Here is an 18968-nt window from a genome sequence, read left to right as displayed (position 1 = left end):
TGATGCATCGTGATATTCAAACCGATAAATGGATCGCCGTCTGCGACCTGGCCGACATCGTGCCCAACACCGGCGTGTGTGCGCTGCTGAATGATGCGCAGGTAGCCGTGTTTCACGTTGACGACGGCAGCGCGCGTGTGTTCGCCATCGATAACTACGATCCGAATTCCGAAGCGTCGGTGCTGTCGCGTGGCCTGGTTGGTTCGCTGGGCGAACGCATTGTGGTTGCATCGCCGATCTACAAGCAGCACTTCGATTTGCAGACCGGCGAGTGCCTGGAAGCGCCGGAGCATTCGGTGGGCACCTATCCCGCCCGCATCGACGGCGGCAAAGTCTGGGTCGGCCTGTGAAACCCGCGCTGGTCGTCATTGGCAACGGCATGGCCGGCATGCGTACGGTGGAAGAACTGTACAAGCTGGCGCCGGACATGTACGACATCACCGTGTTCGGCGCGGAGCCGCATGGTAACTACAACCGCATCCTGCTGTCGCCGGTGCTGGCCGGCGAGAAGAGCATGGACGACATCATGCTCAACACGCGCGAGTGGTATGTGCAGCACGGGATCACACTGCATGCTGGCGATCCGGTGGAGCAGATCGACCGCCGCCAGCGCATCGTGCGCGCGAAGTCCGGGCTGGAAGTGCGCTACGACCGTCTGCTGATTGCGACCGGTTCCAAGCCGTTCATCATTCCTGTGCCGGGCCATCAACTGAGTGGCGTGCTGGCGTTCCGCGACATTCAGGACGTGGAGCAGATGCTGGCCATGGCGCGCAATCATCGCCATGCGGTGGTGATCGGCGGCGGCCTGCTTGGCCTGGAGGCGGCGAACGGCTTGCAGCGACAGGGTATGTCCGTGACCGTGGTTCACGTGACCGAGGCGCTGATGAACCAGCAGCTCGACAAGCCTGCCGCGCTGCTGCTGCAAAAAGCATTGGAAGCGAAAGGCCTGAACTTCATGATGGGCGCGCAGACCGAGGCGATCCTCGGCGACGACCGCGTGACCGGCGTGCGCTTCAAGGACGGCATCGAGATCCCAGCGGATCTGGTGGTGATGACCGCCGGCGTGCGTCCGAATATCGAACTGGCCAAGGCGGCCGGCCTGCATTGCGAACGCGCCATCGTGGTGGACGACACGCTGCAAACCTACGATCCGCGCATCTACGCGGTGGGCGAGTGCGTGCAGCACCGCAGCGCCACGTTCGGCCTGGTGGCGCCGATCTGGGACCAGGCACGCGTCTGCGGCGCGCACCTGGCCGGCGCCGGCGTGCGCCGCTACGTCCAGCAAACCTCGCCAACGCGCTTGAAGGTCACCGGCGTCGACCTGTACTCGGTAGGCGATTTCATCGGCGGCGAGGGCAGCGAAGACCTGGTGCTGCGCGATGTGCGCCGTGGCGTCTACAAGCGGCTGGTCATCAAGAATGGCCGCGTCACCGGCGCCGTGCTGTATGGCGACGTGAAGGACGGCCCGTGGTACTTCGGCTTGATCCAGAACCGCACCGATATTTCGCCGATCCGGCAAACCTTGTTATTTGGCGAAGCGATGTCCGCGCGCGCCGCCTGAAGGAATATCTTGAACCTGTCCACCGACCATCTGGCTGTCCGCACCACTTGCGCTTACTGCGGCGTAGGCTGCGGCGTGCAGGCCACGCCACTGGCCGATGGCACGGTTGCCATCGCCGGCGACAAGCAGCATCCGGCGAACAAGGGACGCCTGTGCGTCAAAGGTTCCGCGCTGGGCGAAACCGTTGGACTGGAAGGCCGCCTGCTATACCCCCAGGTGCGCGAGGCCGATGGCCTGCGCCGGGTGTCGTGGGAGGACGCGCTCGACAAGGTCGCCACCGACTGGCGCGCCATCATCGACGAGCATGGCCCGGATGCGGTGGCGCTGTACGTCTCCGGCCAGTTGCTGACGGAAGACTACTACGTCGCCAACAAGCTGATGAAGGGCTACATCGGCAGCGCCAACATCGACACCAACTCGCGCCTATGCATGTCGTCCGCCGTGGCGGGCTACAAGCGCGCCTTTGGCGAGGATCTGGTGCCGGTCTGCTACGACGACCTGGAACTGGCCGACATGGTGGTGCTGGTCGGCTCCAACACCGCGTGGTGTCATCCTATCCTGTTCCAGCGCATCCTCAAGGCCAAGGAAGCGCGCCCGGAGATGAAGCTGGTGGTCATCGATCCGCGCCGCACGGCTACCTGCGAGCTGGCCGACCTGCACCTGCCGGTCAAGGCCGGCACCGATGTGTGGCTGTTCAATGGCTTGTTGAGCTATCTGTCGCGCATTGGCGCCGTTGATCCCGGCTTTATCGAACAGCACACCAATGGCTTCGATAAGGCGCTTGCCACCGCCGACGTGGATTGCAGCGATCCGGCCGTGGTGGCGAAGATCTGCCGCATCGAACTGCCGGTGCTGCTGGAGTTCTACGAACTGTTCGCCGCCACGCGCAAGACCATCACCGCGTATTCGATGGGCGTGAATCAGTCGTCGGCAGGTACAGACAAGGCCAATGCCATCATCAATTGTCATCTGATCGGCGGCCGCATCGGCCAGCCGGGCATGGGACCGTTCTCCATCACCGGCCAGCCTAACGCCATGGGCGGACGCGAAGTGGGCGGCCTGGCCAATATGCTGGCCGCGCACATGGATCTGGAACGCGCCGAACACCGCGATGTGGTGCAGACCTTCTGGGACTCGCCGGTCATGGCGGACAAGGGCGGTCTGAAAGCGGTGGACTTGTTCAAGGCCATCGAAGACGGCAAGGTCAAGTCGGTATGGATTATCGCCACCAATCCGGTGGTCAGTCTGCCGGACGCCGATCAGGCGCGCCGCGCGCTGGACAAGTGCGAACTGGTGATCTCGTCCGACATCATGCAGAACACCGACACCACCGCCTACGCCGACGTGCTGCTGCCAGCACTGGGCTGGGGCGAGAAGGACGGCACGGTCACCAATTCCGAGCGCCGCATCTCGCGCCAGCGCGCCTTCCTGTCGGCGCCGGGTGAAGCGCTGCCGGACTGGAAGATCCTGTCGCTGTTCGCGCAGCGCATGGGCTACAGCGGTTTCGATTTCTGCGGCCAGCATGGCGTGTTTGACGAGCACGCGCGCCTGAGCGGCTTCCGCAACGCCGTCGGCGACGTGTCGCGCGCCTTCGATATGTCCGGCCTCGCAGGCCTGAAGCAGCGCGAATACGATGATCTGGAACCGATCCAGTGGCCGGTGCGCCGCGACGCAGGCGGCAAGCTGGCGGTGGAAGAGCGCCTGTTCGGCGACAATATCTACGCCCATGCGGACGGCAAGGCACGCTTCATCGCCACCGCGCCGCGCGCGCCGCTGCACGCCGTCAGCGAAGACTATCCGCTGTCGCTCAACACCGGCCGCGTGCGCGACCAGTGGCACACCATGACCCGTACCGGCAAGTCGGCCACGCTGGCCGACCACATCGCCGAATCCTTTATCGACATGCATCCGCAGGACGCGCTGTTGAGCGGCGTGAAGGAGGGCGAGTTGGCGCGCATCACGTCCGAATGGGGCGCGATGGTGGCGCGCGTGCAGCACGGCGGCGGCATCCCGCGCGGCAGCGTGTTCGTGCCGATTCACTGGAACGGCCAGAGCGCATCCGATGCGCGCGTCGGTGCGGTGGTCAATCCGGTGGTCGATCCAGTGTCTGGCGAACCTGAATTCAAGCACACGCCGGTGCGCGTGGAGCAGTTCCGCGTCAACTGGCACGGCTTCATTCTGAGTCGCGACGAAGTCAACCTGGAACGCATCGCGCACTGGACGCGCATCCAGGGCCGCGCCTTCGCGCGCTACGAACTGGCCGGCCGCAACACCATCCAGGATTACACCGGCTGGGCGCGCGAACTGCTGGGCGTGGAAGATCCGGACGCCGACTGGCTGGAATACGAAGACCGCACCGCCGGCGTGTACCGCGCCGTGCACGTGGTAGACGACCGCATCGCGCAGTGCATCTTCCTGTCGCCGCGTCAGGACATGCCGTCGCGCGCGTGGCTGGCCAGCCTGTTCGCCAAGGACCTGTTGAGTGAAGCCGACCGAGTCGGCCTGCTGGTCGGCATGCCGGTGGAGAAGGGCGCGGACACCGGTCCCACCGTGTGCTCGTGCTTCGGCGTGGGCCGCAACACCATCTGCAACGCCATCGTCGAGAAAGATCTGAAGACGGTGCCGGAGGTGACGGCCTGCCTGAAGGCCGGCGGCAATTGCGGCTCCTGCGTCCCGGAGATCAAGAAGATACTGGTGCAGACACGCGTGGAAGCAGCGGAAGCAAGGTTGTGATTATGGTAAGCTAGACCTGTCGACGGCAAAATGGAGTACGCACATGTCTATCCGTGAAAACTTCTCCGATGCTGATATGGACCAGTGGCTCAACGATAACCGGGTCACGGAAATCGAATGCCTGGTGCCTGACCTGACCGGCGTGGCGCGCGGGAAGATCCTGCCGCGTGCCAAATTTACACGGGATCGCGGCATGCGCATTCCCGAGGCGGTGCTGGGCATGACCGTCACCGGCAATTACCCGACCGAGGACGCGGCCTACGACCGCGCCATCTCCAACACCGACCGCGACATGATTTTGCGCGCGGACCCCGGCAGCATCACCACCGTCCCCTGGGCCATCGACCCGACCGCGCAGGTCATTCACGACTGCTACTTCGCCGACGGCACGCTGGTGGACTTCGCGCCGCGCTCCGTGCTGCGCCGCGTGCTCAAGCTGTATGCGGATCGCGGCTGGACGCCGGTGGTGGGGCCGGAACTGGAGTTCTACCTCACCGAAAAGAACATCGATCCCGACCTGCCGCTGAAGGCGCCAATAGGCCGTAGCGGCCGCGCCGAAACCACGCGCCAGGTCTACAGCATCGACGCCGTCAACGAATTCGATCCGCTGTTCGAGGATATCTACGACTACTGCGCGCTGATGAATCTCGACGTGGACACGCTGATCCACGAAACCGGCGCCGGCCAGATGGGCCTCAACTTCCAGCACGGCGACGCGATGGCGCTGGCCGACAATGTGTTCTACTTCAAGCGCACCTTGCGCGAGGCGGCGCTCAAGCACGATATGTACGCCACCTTCATGGCCAAGCCGATGGCCGGCGAACCCGGATCGGCCATGCACGTGCACCAGAGCGTGAGCGATGCCGCCACGGGACGCAATATCTTCAGCCAGGCGGACGGTTCGCCGTCACCGCAGTTCCGCCACTATATCGGCGGTTTGCAGCGCTATACGCCGGCGGCGATGGCGATTCTCGCGCCGTATGTGAATTCCTACCGGCGCATCGTGCGCCATACTGCTGCGCCGATCAACGTCCAGTGGGGCATGGACAACCGCACGGTGGGCTTCCGCATTCCCATCTCGGGCGTCGAGCAGCGGCGCGTGGAGAACCGCATCATCGGCGCGGACGCCAATCCTTATCTGGGGATTGCGGTGACGCTGGCCTGCGGCTACCTCGGCCTGGTCGACCAGCTGGAGCCGACGCCGATGTACAACGGCAGCGCCTACGATCATCTGTACGAGCTGCCGCAAGGTCTACCGCAGGCGCTGACCATGCTGCGGCAGGAGGACCGGCTGCGCGAAGTGCTGGGCGAGCGCTTCATCGACGTCTACACGGCCATCAAGGAGCTGGAGCACCAGGAGTTCATGACGGTCATCAGCCCGTGGGAGCGGGAACACTTATTGCTGCATGTCTGAACGCTGCTGGCTTTATAATCACCGGTTTGGCAAATATTATTTTACTCTTTTAATAACATGACCATAGAGCGAGCTGCTGAACCTTTCCTCCTGATCCGCAACCTGGTTAAGGAATTCGATGGCGTCCGCGCCGTCAATGACGTATCGGTGGCGATCAACAAGGGAGAAATCTTCGCACTGCTGGGCAGCTCGGGCTGCGGCAAATCCACCCTGTTGCGCATGCTGGCCGGCTTTGAGACGCCGACTTCCGGCAGCATCACGCTCGCCGGCCAGGATATCGTCAGCGTGCCGCCGTACCAGCGCCCGATCAACATGATGTTCCAGTCGTATGCGCTGTTCCCGCACCTGTCGGTGTGGGACAACATCGCCTTCGGCCTGCGCCGCGACGGCCTGCCGAAGGACGAAATCGCCGCGCGCGTGGAAAAGATGCTGGCGCTGGTGCAGTTGACCGACTACGCGAAGCGCAAGCCGCACCAGCTGTCCGGCGGCCAGCAGCAGCGCGTGGCGCTGGCGCGTTCGCTGGCCAAGCGTCCGCAGTTGCTGTTGCTGGACGAGCCGCTCGGCGCATTGGACAAGAAGCTGCGCGAGCGCACGCAGATGGAACTGGTCGGCATCATCGAGGAAGTCGGCGTGACCTGCGTGATGGTCACCCACGACCAGGATGAAGCCATGAGCATGGCCACGCGCATCGGTGTCATGAGCGCCGGCCGTATTTTGCAAGTTGGCGCACCGGACGAAATCTACGAAACGCCGAACTGCCGCTTCGTGGCCGACTTTATCGGCAGCGTCAACCTGTTCAACGGCAGCGTGTCGGTCGATGAACCGGATCACGTGATCATCGATACGCCCGAGGGCAGGCATTACGTCACCCACGGCATTACCGGTACCATGGGCATGCCGGTGTCGGTCGCGGTGCGTCCGGAGAAGATCGCCGTGCAGGCCGAGGCGCCGACGCTGGAGCAGCGCGCCAAGGCCGAGGAGCATGGCTATAACTGCGTGCAGGGCACCATCACCGGCATCGCCTACTTCGGCAACGAAACCAGCTACCACATCACGCTGGACAGTGGCCTGGTGGTCAAGGTCTCGCGCACCAATGCGGCGCGCCACGACGAGTCGGCGCTCAAGCGCGACCAGCGCGTGTACGCCTGGTGGGACGGCGCCGATGTCGTCGTGCTGACCAGCTGAGGCGGCCGGCATGAACTTCCTCAAGAACCTGATCAAGCATCCGGGACGTGCCGCGGTTATCGCCGTGCCGTCCCTGTGGCTGACCTTTGCCTTCCTGATTCCGTTCCTGATCGTGCTGCGCCTGAGCTTTGCCGATCTGGATAGCGGCGACGGCGGCCCGTTCGGCTCCTTGCTGACGCTGGCCGATGGCGTGCTGACGCTGAAGGTGAAGGTCGCCAACTACCTGTTCATCGCACAGGACGAGCTGTATGCCATCACCTATCTGAATTCGCTGAAGTTCGCGGCGATCACGGCGGCGCTGTGCCTCCTCATCGGTTATCCGTTCGCCTATTTCATGGCGCGCGCCAAGCCGTCGCTGCGGCCGGTGCTGCTGATGCTGGTGATGATGCCGTTCTGGACCTCCTTCCTGCTGCGCATCTACGCGTGGAAGGGCATCCTGGCCAACAACGGCATCCTGAACAGCTTCCTCATGCATATCGGCGTCATCTCCGAGCCGCTGCACATGATGAACACGCAGTTCTCGCTGATCATCGGCATGGTGTACGCCTACCTGCCGTTCATGATCCTGCCGCTGTACGCGAATCTGGTGAAGATGGACGTGCGCTTCCTGGAAGCCGCCGCCGATCTGGGCGCGACGCCGTGGCAGACCTTCTGGCGCATCACGGTGCCGCTGTCGAAGTCCGGCATCATCGCCGGCACCATGCTGGTGTTCATCCCGGCGGTGGGCGAGTACGTGATTCCTGAACTGCTGGGCGGCCCGGAAACGCTGATGATCGGCCGCCAGCTGTGGGACGAATTCTTCACCAATAACGATTGGCCGCTGGCGTCCTCGGTGACGGTGGTGGTGATCCTGCTGATTCTTGTGCCGATGGCGATCTTCAATAAATACAAGGCGGACCAGGAGGCGCGCAAATGACCCAGTTCCTGCATCGTTGGTTCGGGCGCGGCTGGCTGTCGCTGGGCTATCTGTTCCTCTATATTCCTATCGTGGTGCTGGTGGTGTTTTCGTTTAACAGCTCGCGCCAGGACATGGTGTGGAGCGGCTTCTCGCTGCAATGGTATGCGGCGCTGCTGAACGATCAGGAGATCATCAGCGGCTTCGGGCTGTCGCTGCGCATCGCGCTGCTGACGGCTTGCGGCTCGGTGGTGCTCGGGACGTTTGCTGCGTTTGTGCTGGACCGTTACCAGCGCTTCAAGGGCCGCACGCTGTTCACCGGCATGGTGAGTGCGCCGCTGGTGATGCCGGAGGTGATCATCGGCCTGTCGCTGCTGCTGATGCTGGTGTCGGTACAGAAGATGTTCGGTTTCCCGGAGCGCGGTCTCGTCACGATCTGGCTCGGCCACACCTTGCTGGGCATGGCCTATGCGACGGTGGTGATCCAGTCGCGCCTGCAGGAGATGAACAAGTCGCTGGAAGAAGCGGCGATGGATCTGGGCTGCCGCCCGTTCCAGGTGTTCTTCCTGGTGACACTGCCGAACATCAAGCAGGCGCTGGGTTCCGCGTGGCTGCTGACCTTCACGCTGTCGCTGGATGATGTGGTGCTGTCGGCCTTCCTGTCCGGCCCCGGCTCGTCGACCATGCCGATCGTGATCTTCTCGCGCGCGCGCCTGGGCCTGGACCCGCGCGTGAACGCGGTGGCGGCGCTGACCATCCTGGTGGTGTCGATTGGTGTCATCGCTTCCAGCCTGTACATCGCCCGCAACGAGCGCCTGCGCCTGAAGCAGATCAAAGGCTAGTTTCTATCCCATGCGGCGCTGGCGATGAAGATCGCTGCGCCACACCACAGAACGGCGGGCAGCGCATTGATGCCCGCCGTTTGCATTAATACTCCCGTCACCAAAGGTCCGCCGGCGCTGGTAATGCCCCAGCTGGCGTTGACCACCGCGCTGGCAGCGACCAGCGACTGACCTTCAAACCGCTCTCCGCAGGCCACCAGCGACAGCATGTAGATGGCGCCGGCCACCGCGCCCAAGGCCAGCAGCAGCGTCCACCACAGCCACGGCGTGCCCGCGGCGAAAGGCAGCGCCGGCAGCAGCACGCAACAGGCGATGCCGCAGCCGATATGTACCTTGCGCCGGCCGGCGTGGTCCGCCAACCAGCCGAAAGCGAATTGCAGCGCCGTGTCGCCGACCAGCACCACGGTGGCCGACAGCACCGCCAGCTCGGTCGCTATGCCGTGGCGCATGGCGTACACCGGCAGCAGGCTGAGTGCCACCGTATCGAACATGGCGAAGAAGGCGGCGCCGATGGCGATCATCCACATGCGCGGCAGGATGCGTTGCCAAGCCACCGGCGGTTCGTCCTCATGGCCGTGCGCGCCGCCGCTGATCAGCAGCATGCCGGGCAGCGCGAGCAGGAACAGCGCGCCGCAGCAGGCGAACGGCAGGGCAACCTTGCCGGCCAGCGCCGCCACCAGCGCGGGGCCGATCAGCTGGAACAGCGTGAAAGCGGTGGTATAGATCGCCACCACGCGGCCGCGTGAATTGGTCGGCGCCAGGTTGTTCACCCACGCTTCGCCAATCGTGAACAGCACGCCCATGCAGGCGCCGAAGACGAGGCGCAGCACGCCCCAGGCCAGCAGGTTGTCGGTCGTTTCCATCAGCGCGGTGGACAGCGCCGCCGCCAGAATCGCGCCGATCATGCAGCCGCGCGGGCCATGTCCGGCCACCCAGCGCGAGACAAACGGCGCGGCGGCCAGGATGCCGAAGGCGCTGACGGCCGTGATAACCCCAATAATGTCTGTTCCCACACCGCGCTGGTCGAGGGTCAGGGCGGTCAGCGGAATGGTGGCGCCCAGCCCGAGGCCGACGACGCCGATACTGGCAACTAATGCGATGAAATCGCGCCATGGCATGTTCTTCATGCGCGAACTCCTGATTTGATTTCGCCATCTTACCAAAAAAGGCATATCATTTAATTAAATCCAAATAGATGAAAGCTTCTATGCGTAGCCCAATCGTTCTGGTTCCAGCGTGCGTCAATCAAATCGGCGCACATTTCAATCACACCGCACAGCTGAAGTACGTGGCGGCGGTGGCGGACGGCGCGCGCTGCACGCCGCTGATCGTGCCGGCGCTCGGCTCGGCCACCGACTTCGAAGCGCTGCTCGCCGTGGCCGACGGCGTCATGCTCACCGGCTCCCATTCCAATGTCCACGCCAGCCTGTATGGCGAAGAAGTGCTCGATCCATCGCTGCCGCAGGATGCGGCGCGCGACGCCACCACGCTGCCGTTGATCCGCGCCGTCATCAAACGCGGCATACCGCTATTGGCGATCTGCCGCGGCTTCCAGGAAGTGAATGTGGCGCTGGGCGGTTCGCTGCATCAGGCGGTGCATGCGGTGGCCGGCATGGCCGATCATCGCGAACATAAGGAAGACTCATTGGACCAGCAATACGCGCCTTCGCACCGCGTGCTGCTGGATCCCGGAGGGCGCATGGCGCAGATGCTCGGCGGCGCCGCCGAAATCCAGGTCAACTCGCTGCACGGACAAGGCATCAACCAGTTGGCGCCCGGCCTCGCGATTGAAGCGCACGCCGACGACGGCCTGGTGGAAGCCTACCGTGTGGCGGACGCCAAAGGATTCACGCTCGCGGTACAGTGGCATCCAGAGTGGCGCTTTTCCGAGAATCCGGATGCCGTCAAATTATTCAGAGCCTTTGGCGACGCCTGCCGCGCCTACAAGGCCAACCGATAAAACCAATGAGAGAAGCACATGGCAATTCGCGAAAACTTTACCTACACCGATATGGACCTGTGGCTGAACGAGAAGCGCGTCACGGAAATTGAATGCCTGGTGCCCGACCTGACCGGCGTGGCGCGCGGGAAGATCCTCCCGCGCGGAAAATTCACCCAGGAGCGCGGCATGCGCATTCCGGAAGCGGTATTGGGCATGACCGTCACCGGGAACTATCCAACGGAGGATGCGGGCTACGACCGCGCCATCTCCAGCACCGACCGCGACATGATCCTGAAGGCCGATCCCACCACCATCACCATGGTGCCATGGGCCACCGACCCCACTGCGCAGGTGATCCACGACTGCTATTTTGCCGACGGCCGCCTGGTCGATTTCGCGCCGCGCTCCGTGCTGCGCCGCGTGCTCAAGCTGTATGCGGATCGCGGCTGGAAGCCGGTGGTGGCGCCGGAACTGGAGTTCTACCTCACCGCCAAGAACATCGATCCGGACCTGCCATTAAAAGCGCCGGTGGGCCGCAGCGGCCGTGCCGAAACCAGCCGCCAGGTCTACAGCATCGATGCGGTGAACGAGTTCGATCCGCTGTTCGAAGACATCTACGATTACTGCGACATGATGGGACTGGACGTCGACACGCTGATTCACGAAATCGGCGCCGGCCAGATGGAGATCAACTTCCTGCACGGCGAGCCGCTCGGCCTGGCGGACAAGGTGTTCTTCTTCAAGCGCACCTTGCGCGAGGCGGCGCTCAAGCACGATATGTACGCCACCTTCATGGCCAAGCCAATGGCCGGCGAGCCGGGATCGGCGATGCACGTGCACCAGAGCGTGGTGGACGCCGTCACCGGCAAGAACATCTTCAGCGCGGAGGACGGTTCGGCCTCGCCGCTGTTCAAGCACTACATCGGCGGCCTGCAGCACTACATGCCGTCGGCGATGGCGATCGTGGCGCCGTATGTGAATTCCTACCGCCGCATCGTGCGCCATACGGCGGCGCCGATCAACATCCAGTGGGGGATGGACAACCGCACGGTGGGCTTCCGCGTGCCGGAATCGGGTGTGCAGGATCGCCGCGTCGAAAACCGCATCATCGGCGCCGACGCCAATCCTTATCTGGCGCTGGCGGTGACGCTGGCTTGCGGCTATCTCGGCATGGTCGATCAGCTGGACCCCACGCCCATGACCACCGACAGCGCCTACGACCTGAAAGTCGAACTGCCGCAAGGCCTGCCGGAAGCGCTGCAACTGCTGCGCCGCGAGGACCGTCTGCGCAGCGTGCTGGGCGAGCGCTTCATCGACGTCTACGCCGCCATCAAGGATCTGGAACATCAGGAATTCATGACCGTCATCAGCCCGTGGGAGCGCGAGCACCTGCTGCTGCACGTTTAAGCGAGGAGACCTTATGAGCGACTACGATACCGCCGCCATCCAGAAGCTGGACGCCGCGCACTACATGCATCCCTTCACCGACCACAAGGCGCTGGGCGAAAAGGGCGCGCGCGTGATGGTGCGCGGCCAGGGTATTTATTTATGGGATTCGGAGGGCAACAAGATCATCGACGGCATGTCCGGCCTGTGGTGCGTGAATGTGGGCTATGGCCGCACCAGCATCTCGAAAGCGGTGTATGAGCAGATGGAGACGCTGCCGTTCTATAACAGCTTCTTCAACACCACCAATATACCGGCGGTGAAACTGGCGGCCAAGCTGGCGCAGATTTCGCCGCCGCAGTTCAACCATGTGTACTTCACCGGCTCTGGATCGGAAGGCAACGACACCAATGTGCGCATGGTGCGGCGCTATTGGGATGTGTTGGGCTACAAGGATCGCCACACCATCATCAGCCGCCACAACGCGTATCACGGCAGCACCATGGCCGGCGCTTCGCTGGGCGGCATGGATGGCATGCATGCGCAGGGCGGCTTGCCGATACCGGGCATCGTGCACATCGGCCAGCCGAACTATCTGGAATCCGGAAAGGGCATGACCGAAGACGAATTCGGCATCGAGGCGGCGTCCTGGCTGGAGAAGAAGATCCTGGAGGTCGGGCCGGAAAAGGTGGCCGCGTTCATCGGCGAGCCGATACAGGGCGCGGGCGGCGTGATTATCCCGCCTGCCACGTATTGGCCGGAGATCCAGCGTATCTGTGACAAGTACGAGATCTTGCTGATTTCCGATGAAGTGATCTGCGGTTTTGGGCGACTGGGACGCTGGTTTGCGTCCGAGCTGTTCGGCATCAAGCCGGACCTGATCACCTTCGCCAAGGGCGTTACGTCGGGCTATGTGCCGCTGGGCGGCGTGCTGGTTGGTGACCGCGTGGCCAAGGTGCTGATTGAGCAGGGCGGCGAGTTCAATCACGGCTTCACGTATTCCGGCCACCCGGTTGCGTGTGCGGCCGCGCTGGAAAACATCCGCATCATCGAAGATGAAAAACTGATCGAGCGCGTGGCCAATGAAACCGGGCCGTATCTGAAGCAGCGCTTTGCCGAACTGGCGGACCATCCGTTGGTGGGCTATGCCGACAGCTGCGGCTTTGTCGCCGGCCTGAATCTGGTACGCAGCAAGGGCGCCACGGTGCACGATAACGTGGCGTTCGACGAATCGCTGGCGGTCGGCATGGTGTGCCGGGGCTATATGTTCAACAACGGGATGATCATGCGCGCCGTTGGCGACCGCATGATCATTGCTCCGCCGCTGGTGCTGACCACGGTGCAGATCGACGAGATGGTAGCGCTGATTCGCCACTGCCTCGACCTGACCTACGCCGATGTGAAAGAACGCGGCTGGCTATAAAGGAGACAGACATGATGACATGGCATGACAAGGCCGCGGCGCTGCAAGCGGATGGCCGCGCCTTCATCGGCGGTGAACGAGTGTGGGCGAAATCGGAACAGCAGTTCGAGAACCTGTCGCCCATCGACGGCCGCAAGCTGGGCATGGTGGCACGTTGCGACAGCGCGGACGTGGACATCGCCGTGGCCGCAGCGCGCGCGGCGTTTGAAGACCGACGCTGGGCGGGCAAGTCGCCGGCGCAGCGCAAGCGGGTGCTGGTCAAGTTCGCGGACCTGATGCAGAAATATGGCCAGGAACTGGCGCTGCTGGAAACGCTGGACATGGGCAAGCCGATCAAGTACAGCCAGAGTGTGGACGTGGGCGGTGCATCCAACTGCATCCGCTGGTACGGCGAGGCGATCGACAAGATCTACGATGAAATCGCGCCGACGGCGGCCAGCAGTCTGGCGTTGATCACGCGCGAGCCGGTGGGCGTGGTGGCGGCCATCGTACCGTGGAATTATCCGATGCTGATGGCTTCGTGGAAGATCGCGCCGGCGCTGGCGGCGGGGAACAGTGTGGTACTCAAGCCGTCCGAGAAATCGCCGCTGACGGCGCTACGGCTGGCGGAAATCGCGCTGGAAGCGGGCATACCACCCGGCGTGTTCAATGTGCTGCCGGGTTATGGTGCGGAGGCCGGCGCCGCGCTGGCGCTGCACATGGATGTGGACTGCATCGGCTTTACCGGTTCCACCCGCGTGGGCAAGCAGATCATGCAGATGGCGGGACAGTCGAACCTGAAGCGCGCTTGGACGGAACTGGGCGGCAAGTCGGCCAACATCGTGTGCGCGGATTGTCCTGATCTCGATGCGGCGGTGGAGGCGGCCATCGGCTCCATCTTTTTCAACCAGGGCGAGAGCTGCAATGCGCCTTCGCGGCTGTTTGTCGAAGAATCGATCAAGGAGCGCTTCCTGGAAAAGGCACTGGCCAAGGTGCCCGCTTACCAGCCGGGTAATCCGCTGGACGAAGACACCATCATGGGCGCGATTGTCGATGCCACGCAGCTGAAGACGGTGATGGGCTATATCGAAGCCGGCAAGGCTGGCGGCGCGCGGCTACTGGCCGGCGGCAAGCAGGTCCGCACCGAAACCGGCGGCTATTACGTCGAGCCGACGCTGTTCGACCAGGTGGACAGCAGCATGACCATCGCGCGTGAGGAGATCTTCGGGCCGGTGCTGTCGGTATTGAGCTTTACCGATGTGCAGGACGCGGTGCGACAGGCCAACGCCACGCCGTATGGCCTGCACGCCGCGGTGTGGACGGCGGACCTGAGCAAGGCGATCCAGACCTCGCGCGCGCTGCGTGCCGGCACCGTGCATGTCAACCAGTACGACGGCGACGACATCACCGTGCCGTTCGGCGGCTACAAGCAGTCCGGCAATGGCCGCGACAAGTCGCTGCACGCATTCGACAAATACACGGAATTGAAAACCACATGGATACAGATAGGCTAGAAGAACTGCAAACGGTGATGGATGCGCAGGGCGTGCGTTATGTGTTTGCGCAGTTCACCGATATCCATGGCGCGGCCAAGGGCAAGCTGGTGCCGCTGGCGCATCTGGGAGATATTGTCGTGCCGGGCGCGGGCTTTTCCGGTCCGTCGATCTGGGGCACAGGCTTGCCGCGTAGCGGCCCACGTTCGGAGTATTACGGCCGTGCCGACCTGACCACCCTGCGGCCGATGCCCTGGCTGCCCGGCTATGCGCGCGTGGTGCTGGACGGGCATGTGGCCAGCCAGCCGTTCGACGCCTGTCCACGCCAGGTGCTGCGCAGGCAGGTCGCGCGCCTGGCGGCGCATGGCTGGACCTTGAACGCCGGACTGGAGCCGGAATTTTTCCTGTTGCAGCAAGGCGCCAACGGCTACGACAGCGAAGCCGCCGATACGCTGGAAAAACCGTCGTACGATCCCAAAAGCCTGCTGCGCCGCCGCTCCTTTCTCGACAAGCTGACCACGTCGCTGAACGACTGCGGCCTTGGCGTCTACCAGATCGACCATGAAGACGCGACCGGCCAGTTCGAGGTGAACTACCACTATGCCGATGCGCTGCGCGCGGCGGACAACTTCATGCTGTTCAAGATGGCCGCGCATCACATCGCGGAAGAGGAAGGCATGCTGTTTTCGATGATGCCCAAGCCGTTTGCCGAACGGCCGGGTAGCGGCCTGCATTTCCATCTGTCGCTGGCGGATTCGGACGGCAAGGCAGTATTCGCGCACGGTCCCGCCGACCATGCGGAACCGGGCGGTCGCGCACTCGGCTTGTCGCCGCTGGCCTATCACTTCCTTGGCGGCCTGCTCCATCATGCGCCGGCCTTGACGGCGCTATGCGCGCCGACCGTCAATTCCTACAAGCGCCTGATGTGTGGGCAGTCGCTGTCCGGCACCAGCTGGGCGCCGGCGTTCATCGGCTATGGCGACAACAACCGCACGGTGGTAGCGCGCACCGTGCACCAACGGATCGAATGGCGTCTTCCGGATAGCGCGGCCAATCCTTACCTCGCGCTGGCCGGCGTGATCGCGGCGGGCCTGGACGGCATTGAGCGTGGGCTGGACCCAGGCGATCCGGTCAACCAGGATGTGTACGAGATGAGCGATGCAGATCGCACCGCGCTTGGCCTGCGGCTGCTGCCGCAAAACCTTGGCGAGGCCGCGGCGGCGCTGAAAGCCGATACCGTGCTGTCGGAAGCGTTGGGCAGCGCCATTGTCCAAGAATTCGTCGCGCTGAAAAGCGCAGAGTGGATCGAATACAGCCAGCATGTCAGCGCGTGGGAAACCACGCGCTACCTGAACCGCTTCTGAGGAGCAGCACGCGATGAGCCAGGCCATGAAAGACTTTCTCCGCGAGCGCAATATCCACGAAGTGGAGTGCGTCATCGCCGACATGACCGGCATCGCGCGCGGGAAAATCCTGCCCAAGGATCTGTTCCTCAGCGAAGGCGAGATGCGCCTGCCCAAGAGCGTGTTGCTGAATACCGTCAACGGCGAGCAGCCCAACAACCTGCCCTACGTCGGCGCCACCGATCCGGACATGATCTGCGTGCCGGACCTGGCGACGCTGCGGCAAGTGCCCTGGGCGGCGGAGAATGTCGCGCTGGTGATTCACGATTGCCAGAACTTCGACGGCACGCCGGTGGGGCTGTCGCCGCGCGCCGTGCTGCGCAAGGTGCTGCGGATGTATGAGGATCGCGGCTGGCAGCCGGATGTGGCGCCGGAAATGGAGTTCTACCTGGTCGCCCGCAGCAGCAATCCGCACGAGCCGCTGGCGCCGCCGCTGGGCCGCAGCGGCAAGCCGGAGTCAGGCCGGCAATCGTATTCCATCGACGCGGTGAACGACTTCGATCCCTTCTTCCTTGAGCTGTCGACCTTCTGCAAGCAGCACGACCTGGGCGTGGAAACGCTGATCCACGAGGCGGGCGCGGGGCAGATGGAGATCAACTTCACGCACGGCGAGGCGCTGGAACTGGCCGACCGCGTATTCCTGTTCAAGCGCGCGGTGCGCGAGACGGCGCTGCGTCACGGGATCTTCGCCACCTTCATGGCCAAGCCGATGGAGACAGAGCCGGGCAGCGCGATGCACATTCACCAGAGCGTGCTGGATACGACATCCGGCCAGAATATCTTTTCACGGCTGGACGGCGATGCCAGCGATCTGTTCTTCAACTATATCGCCGGGCTGGAAAAGTATCTGGCGCCGGCCATGCTGCTGTTTGCGCCGCATGTGAATTCGTATCGCCGCCTGTCGCGCTTCATGTCGGCGCCGACCAATGTGCACTGGGGCTACGACAACCGCACCTGCGGCATCCGCGTTCCCAATTCCGCGCCGGTCAACCGACGGGTGGAGAATCGCGTACCGGGCGTGGACGTGAATCCTTATCTGGCGATGGCGGCCACGCTGGCCTGCGGCTATCTGGGCATGACGCAAGGCCTCAAGCCTTCGGCGCCGACATCCGGCAGCGCCGAGCATGTGCACGACCAGCTGCCGCGCAATCTGGAGGACGCCATCGTGCGTCTGCGCGAGTGCAAGCCGCTGAGCGAGATGCTGGGCGAGTTGTTCGTGCAGGCGTTCTGCGAGGTGAAGGAACTGGAGTTCGCCACCTACAGCCGCGTTATCAGCTCGTGGGAACGCGAGCATTTGATGTTGCTGGTATGAGCACGCGCGATGGCCTCGACTGGCAACGCGTGCAGGCGCTGATCGCTGCCGAACGTGCCGACTATGCCGCGCGCAATCCGGAATCGGCGCGGCTGGCGGGACAGGCGGCGCAGCATCTGCTGTTCGGTGTGCCGATGCACTGGATGAACGATTGGTCCACGCCGTTTCCACTGACGGTGAGAGAGGCATCCGGCGCACGCTTCCGCGATGCGGATGGCCATGAATACGTGGACTTCTGCCTGGGCGATACCGGCGCCATGTTCGGTCACGCGCCGCAGCCGGTGGCGCAGGCCATCGCGCGCCAGTCCGCGCGTGGCTACACGGCCATGCTGCCGTCGGAAGATGCGGGGCCGGTGGCGGCGGAGCTGGCGCGCCGTTTCGGCCTGCCATACTGGCAGTTCGCTTTGTCCGCTTCCGATGCCAACCGCTTCGTGCTGCGCTGGCTGCGCGCGGCGACGGGTCGCAGCAGGGTGTTGGTGTTCAATGGCTGCTATCACGGTACGGTGGATGACGTGTTTGTCGATCTGGTGAACGGCGTGCCGGCGCAGCGCGACAGTCTGCTCGGCCAGGTGCACAAGCTGACCGATCACACGGTGGTAGTGGAGTTCAACGATCTGCCGGCGCTGGAGGCCGCGCTGGCGCAGGGCGACATCGCCTGCGTGCTGGCGGAGCCGGTGATGACCAATGTCGGCATGGTGCTGCCGCAGCAGGGCTACTGGGAAGCCGCGCAGCAGCTGATCAAGCAGCATGGCGCATTGCTGGTCATCGATGAAACGCATACCATCAGCAGCGGTCCCGGGGGCTATGCCCGCGCGCATGGCATGCAGCCGGATGCGCTGGTGGTCGGCAAGCCGGTCGGCGGCGGTATTCCCTGCGCGGTGTATGGATTCACTGAAGAACTGGCGCGTCGGGTGGAACATGCCAAGCGCAGCGCGCCGCCGGGGCATTCCGGTATCGGCACCACGCTCAGCGCCAATATGTTCGCCATGGCGGCGATGCGCGCCAATCTGGAGCAGGTGATGACGGAGCTGGCCTATCAGCACATGTTTGCGCTGGCGTCGCAGCTGGCCGATGGGCTGCGCGACATCATCGCGCGGCATCGGCTACCCTGGTGCGTAACGCAGGTTGGCGCGCGGACCGAATTCCAGTTTGCGGCCACGCCGCCGCGCAACGGCAGCGAAGCGCAGGCCATCATGGACGGCGAACTGGAACAGGCCATCCATCTCTATTTGCTCAATCGCGGACTGCTGATCACGCCCTTCCATAATATGCTGCTGGTCTGCCCCGCCACGACCGCCGATGACGTCGCGCGCCTGCTGTCGGCGTTCTCCAGCTTCCTCGCTGACACAATCCAGATACAAATCTGATAGGCTGGTGGCGCCGCTATGTGCTCCATCTAA

At 63.7% G+C, this 18968-nt stretch carries 15 protein-coding genes; 14 read left to right on the top strand and 1 reads right to left on the bottom strand.

Features of this window, described 5'->3' with window-relative positions:
• The first annotated feature begins 2 nt into the window (after positions 1 to 2).
• The 7 genes from nirD to GJ695_RS12350 are packed head-to-tail and all read left to right on the top strand — an operon-like array spanning position 3 to position 8630.
• A complete protein-coding gene (gene nirD / locus GJ695_RS12380) occupies positions 3 to 350 on the top strand; it encodes a nitrite reductase small subunit NirD (protein WP_154365308.1) in 348 nt (115 codons plus the stop codon).
• Positions 335 to 1561 (top strand): NAD(P)/FAD-dependent oxidoreductase, encoded by a 1227-nt coding sequence (locus GJ695_RS12375; RefSeq protein ID WP_154365306.1) that lies wholly within the window; start codon positions 335 to 337, stop codon positions 1559 to 1561. Before nirD ends, GJ695_RS12375 begins: the two co-directional genes overlap by 16 nt.
• 9 nt (positions 1562 to 1570) lie before the next feature.
• Positions 1571 to 4294 (top strand): nitrate reductase, encoded by a 2724-nt coding sequence (locus GJ695_RS12370; RefSeq protein WP_154365111.1) that lies wholly within the window; start codon positions 1571 to 1573, stop codon positions 4292 to 4294.
• Positions 4295 to 4337: 43 nt separating this feature from the next.
• Positions 4338 to 5708, top strand: coding sequence for a glutamine synthetase family protein (locus GJ695_RS12365; protein ID WP_154365109.1), 1371 nt, complete (start codon positions 4338 to 4340; stop codon positions 5706 to 5708).
• Positions 5709 to 5765: 57 nt separating this feature from the next.
• Positions 5766 to 6893 (top strand): ABC transporter ATP-binding protein, encoded by a 1128-nt coding sequence (locus tag GJ695_RS12360; RefSeq protein ID WP_154365107.1) that lies wholly within the window; start codon positions 5766 to 5768, stop codon positions 6891 to 6893.
• Positions 6894 to 6903: 10 nt separating this feature from the next.
• Positions 6904 to 7809 carry an ABC transporter permease subunit gene (locus GJ695_RS12355; RefSeq protein WP_154365105.1) on the top strand — a complete coding sequence of 302 codons (906 nt, stop codon included), beginning with the start codon at positions 6904 to 6906 and terminating at the stop codon, positions 7807 to 7809.
• On the top strand, positions 7806 to 8630 hold the full coding sequence (locus tag GJ695_RS12350; RefSeq protein ID WP_154359388.1) for an ABC transporter permease: 825 nt from the start codon (positions 7806 to 7808) through the stop codon (positions 8628 to 8630). The genes GJ695_RS12355 and GJ695_RS12350 overlap by 4 nt, the downstream gene beginning before the upstream one ends.
• On the opposite strand, the gene GJ695_RS12345 is transcribed toward GJ695_RS12350, so the two are convergent.
• Positions 8627 to 9757: an MFS transporter gene (locus tag GJ695_RS12345; protein WP_154365103.1), complete on the bottom strand. Its 1131-nt coding sequence runs from the start codon at positions 9755 to 9757 to the stop codon at positions 8627 to 8629. The two genes, GJ695_RS12350 and GJ695_RS12345, sit on opposite strands and share 4 nt — an antisense overlap.
• Positions 9758 to 9837: 80 nt before the next feature.
• Here GJ695_RS12345 and GJ695_RS12340 point away from each other — a divergent pair, with 80 nt between their 5' ends.
• From GJ695_RS12340 to GJ695_RS12310, 7 genes are read left to right on the top strand one after another with little or no spacing between them, the layout of a single operon-like run.
• Positions 9838 to 10590: a gamma-glutamyl-gamma-aminobutyrate hydrolase family protein gene (locus tag GJ695_RS12340; RefSeq protein WP_154365101.1), complete on the top strand. Its 753-nt coding sequence runs from the start codon at positions 9838 to 9840 to the stop codon at positions 10588 to 10590.
• Positions 10591 to 10608: 18 nt separating this feature from the next.
• Entirely contained in the window at positions 10609 to 11979 is a 1371-nt protein-coding gene (locus tag GJ695_RS12335) for a glutamine synthetase family protein (protein ID WP_154359391.1), read from the top strand.
• Between the two features lie 13 nt (positions 11980 to 11992).
• On the top strand, positions 11993 to 13381 hold the full coding sequence (locus tag GJ695_RS12330; RefSeq protein ID WP_154365099.1) for an aspartate aminotransferase family protein: 1389 nt from the start codon (positions 11993 to 11995) through the stop codon (positions 13379 to 13381).
• An 11-nt stretch (positions 13382 to 13392) separates the two neighbouring features.
• Entirely contained in the window at positions 13393 to 14874 is a 1482-nt protein-coding gene (locus GJ695_RS12325; RefSeq protein WP_154365097.1) for an aldehyde dehydrogenase, read from the top strand.
• Complete coding sequence (gene glnT, locus GJ695_RS12320) at positions 14856 to 16217, top strand: type III glutamate--ammonia ligase (protein ID WP_154365095.1); 1362 nt, start codon at positions 14856 to 14858, stop codon at positions 16215 to 16217. Before GJ695_RS12325 ends, glnT begins: the two co-directional genes overlap by 19 nt.
• Positions 16218 to 16230: 13 nt before the next feature.
• Entirely contained in the window at positions 16231 to 17568 is a 1338-nt protein-coding gene (locus GJ695_RS12315) for a glutamine synthetase family protein (RefSeq protein WP_154365093.1), read from the top strand.
• The gene (locus GJ695_RS12310) at positions 17565 to 18935 is read left to right on the top strand and encodes an aspartate aminotransferase family protein (RefSeq protein ID WP_154365091.1); all 1371 of its coding nucleotides are present in this window, start codon (positions 17565 to 17567) and stop codon (positions 18933 to 18935) included. Before GJ695_RS12315 ends, GJ695_RS12310 begins: the two co-directional genes overlap by 4 nt.
• The last annotated feature ends 33 nt before the right edge of the window (positions 18936 to 18968 follow it).

It is taken from the genome of Duganella alba (assembly GCF_009674495.1).
Classification (GTDB): domain Bacteria; phylum Pseudomonadota; class Gammaproteobacteria; order Burkholderiales; family Burkholderiaceae_D; genus Rugamonas; species Rugamonas alba.
This window is presented reverse-complemented; position numbering and strand designations above follow the sequence as displayed.

Excerpts from the sequence above, each read along its gene's own strand:
- nirD (WP_154365308.1), top strand. The coding sequence starts at position 3 with ATGCATCGTGATATTCAAACCGATAAATGGATCGCCGTCTGCGACCTG.
- GJ695_RS12365 (WP_154365109.1), top strand. The coding sequence starts at position 4,338 with ATGTCTATCCGTGAAAACTTCTCCGATGCTGATATGGACCAGTGGCTC.
- GJ695_RS12360 (WP_154365107.1), top strand. The coding sequence starts at position 5,766 with ATGACCATAGAGCGAGCTGCTGAACCTTTCCTCCTGATCCGCAACCTG.
- GJ695_RS12355 (WP_154365105.1), top strand. The coding sequence starts at position 6,904 with ATGAACTTCCTCAAGAACCTGATCAAGCATCCGGGACGTGCCGCGGTT.
- GJ695_RS12350 (WP_154359388.1), top strand. The coding sequence starts at position 7,806 with ATGACCCAGTTCCTGCATCGTTGGTTCGGGCGCGGCTGGCTGTCGCTG.
- GJ695_RS12345 (WP_154365103.1), bottom strand. The coding sequence starts at position 9,757 with ATGAAGAACATGCCATGGCGCGATTTCATCGCATTAGTTGCCAGTATC.
- GJ695_RS12340 (WP_154365101.1), top strand. The coding sequence starts at position 9,838 with ATGCGTAGCCCAATCGTTCTGGTTCCAGCGTGCGTCAATCAAATCGGC.
- GJ695_RS12335 (WP_154359391.1), top strand. The coding sequence starts at position 10,609 with ATGGCAATTCGCGAAAACTTTACCTACACCGATATGGACCTGTGGCTG.
- GJ695_RS12330 (WP_154365099.1), top strand. The coding sequence starts at position 11,993 with ATGAGCGACTACGATACCGCCGCCATCCAGAAGCTGGACGCCGCGCAC.
- GJ695_RS12325 (WP_154365097.1), top strand. The coding sequence starts at position 13,393 with ATGATGACATGGCATGACAAGGCCGCGGCGCTGCAAGCGGATGGCCGC.
- glnT (WP_154365095.1), top strand. The coding sequence starts at position 14,856 with ATGGATACAGATAGGCTAGAAGAACTGCAAACGGTGATGGATGCGCAG.
- GJ695_RS12315 (WP_154365093.1), top strand. The coding sequence starts at position 16,231 with ATGAGCCAGGCCATGAAAGACTTTCTCCGCGAGCGCAATATCCACGAA.
- GJ695_RS12310 (WP_154365091.1), top strand. The coding sequence starts at position 17,565 with ATGAGCACGCGCGATGGCCTCGACTGGCAACGCGTGCAGGCGCTGATC.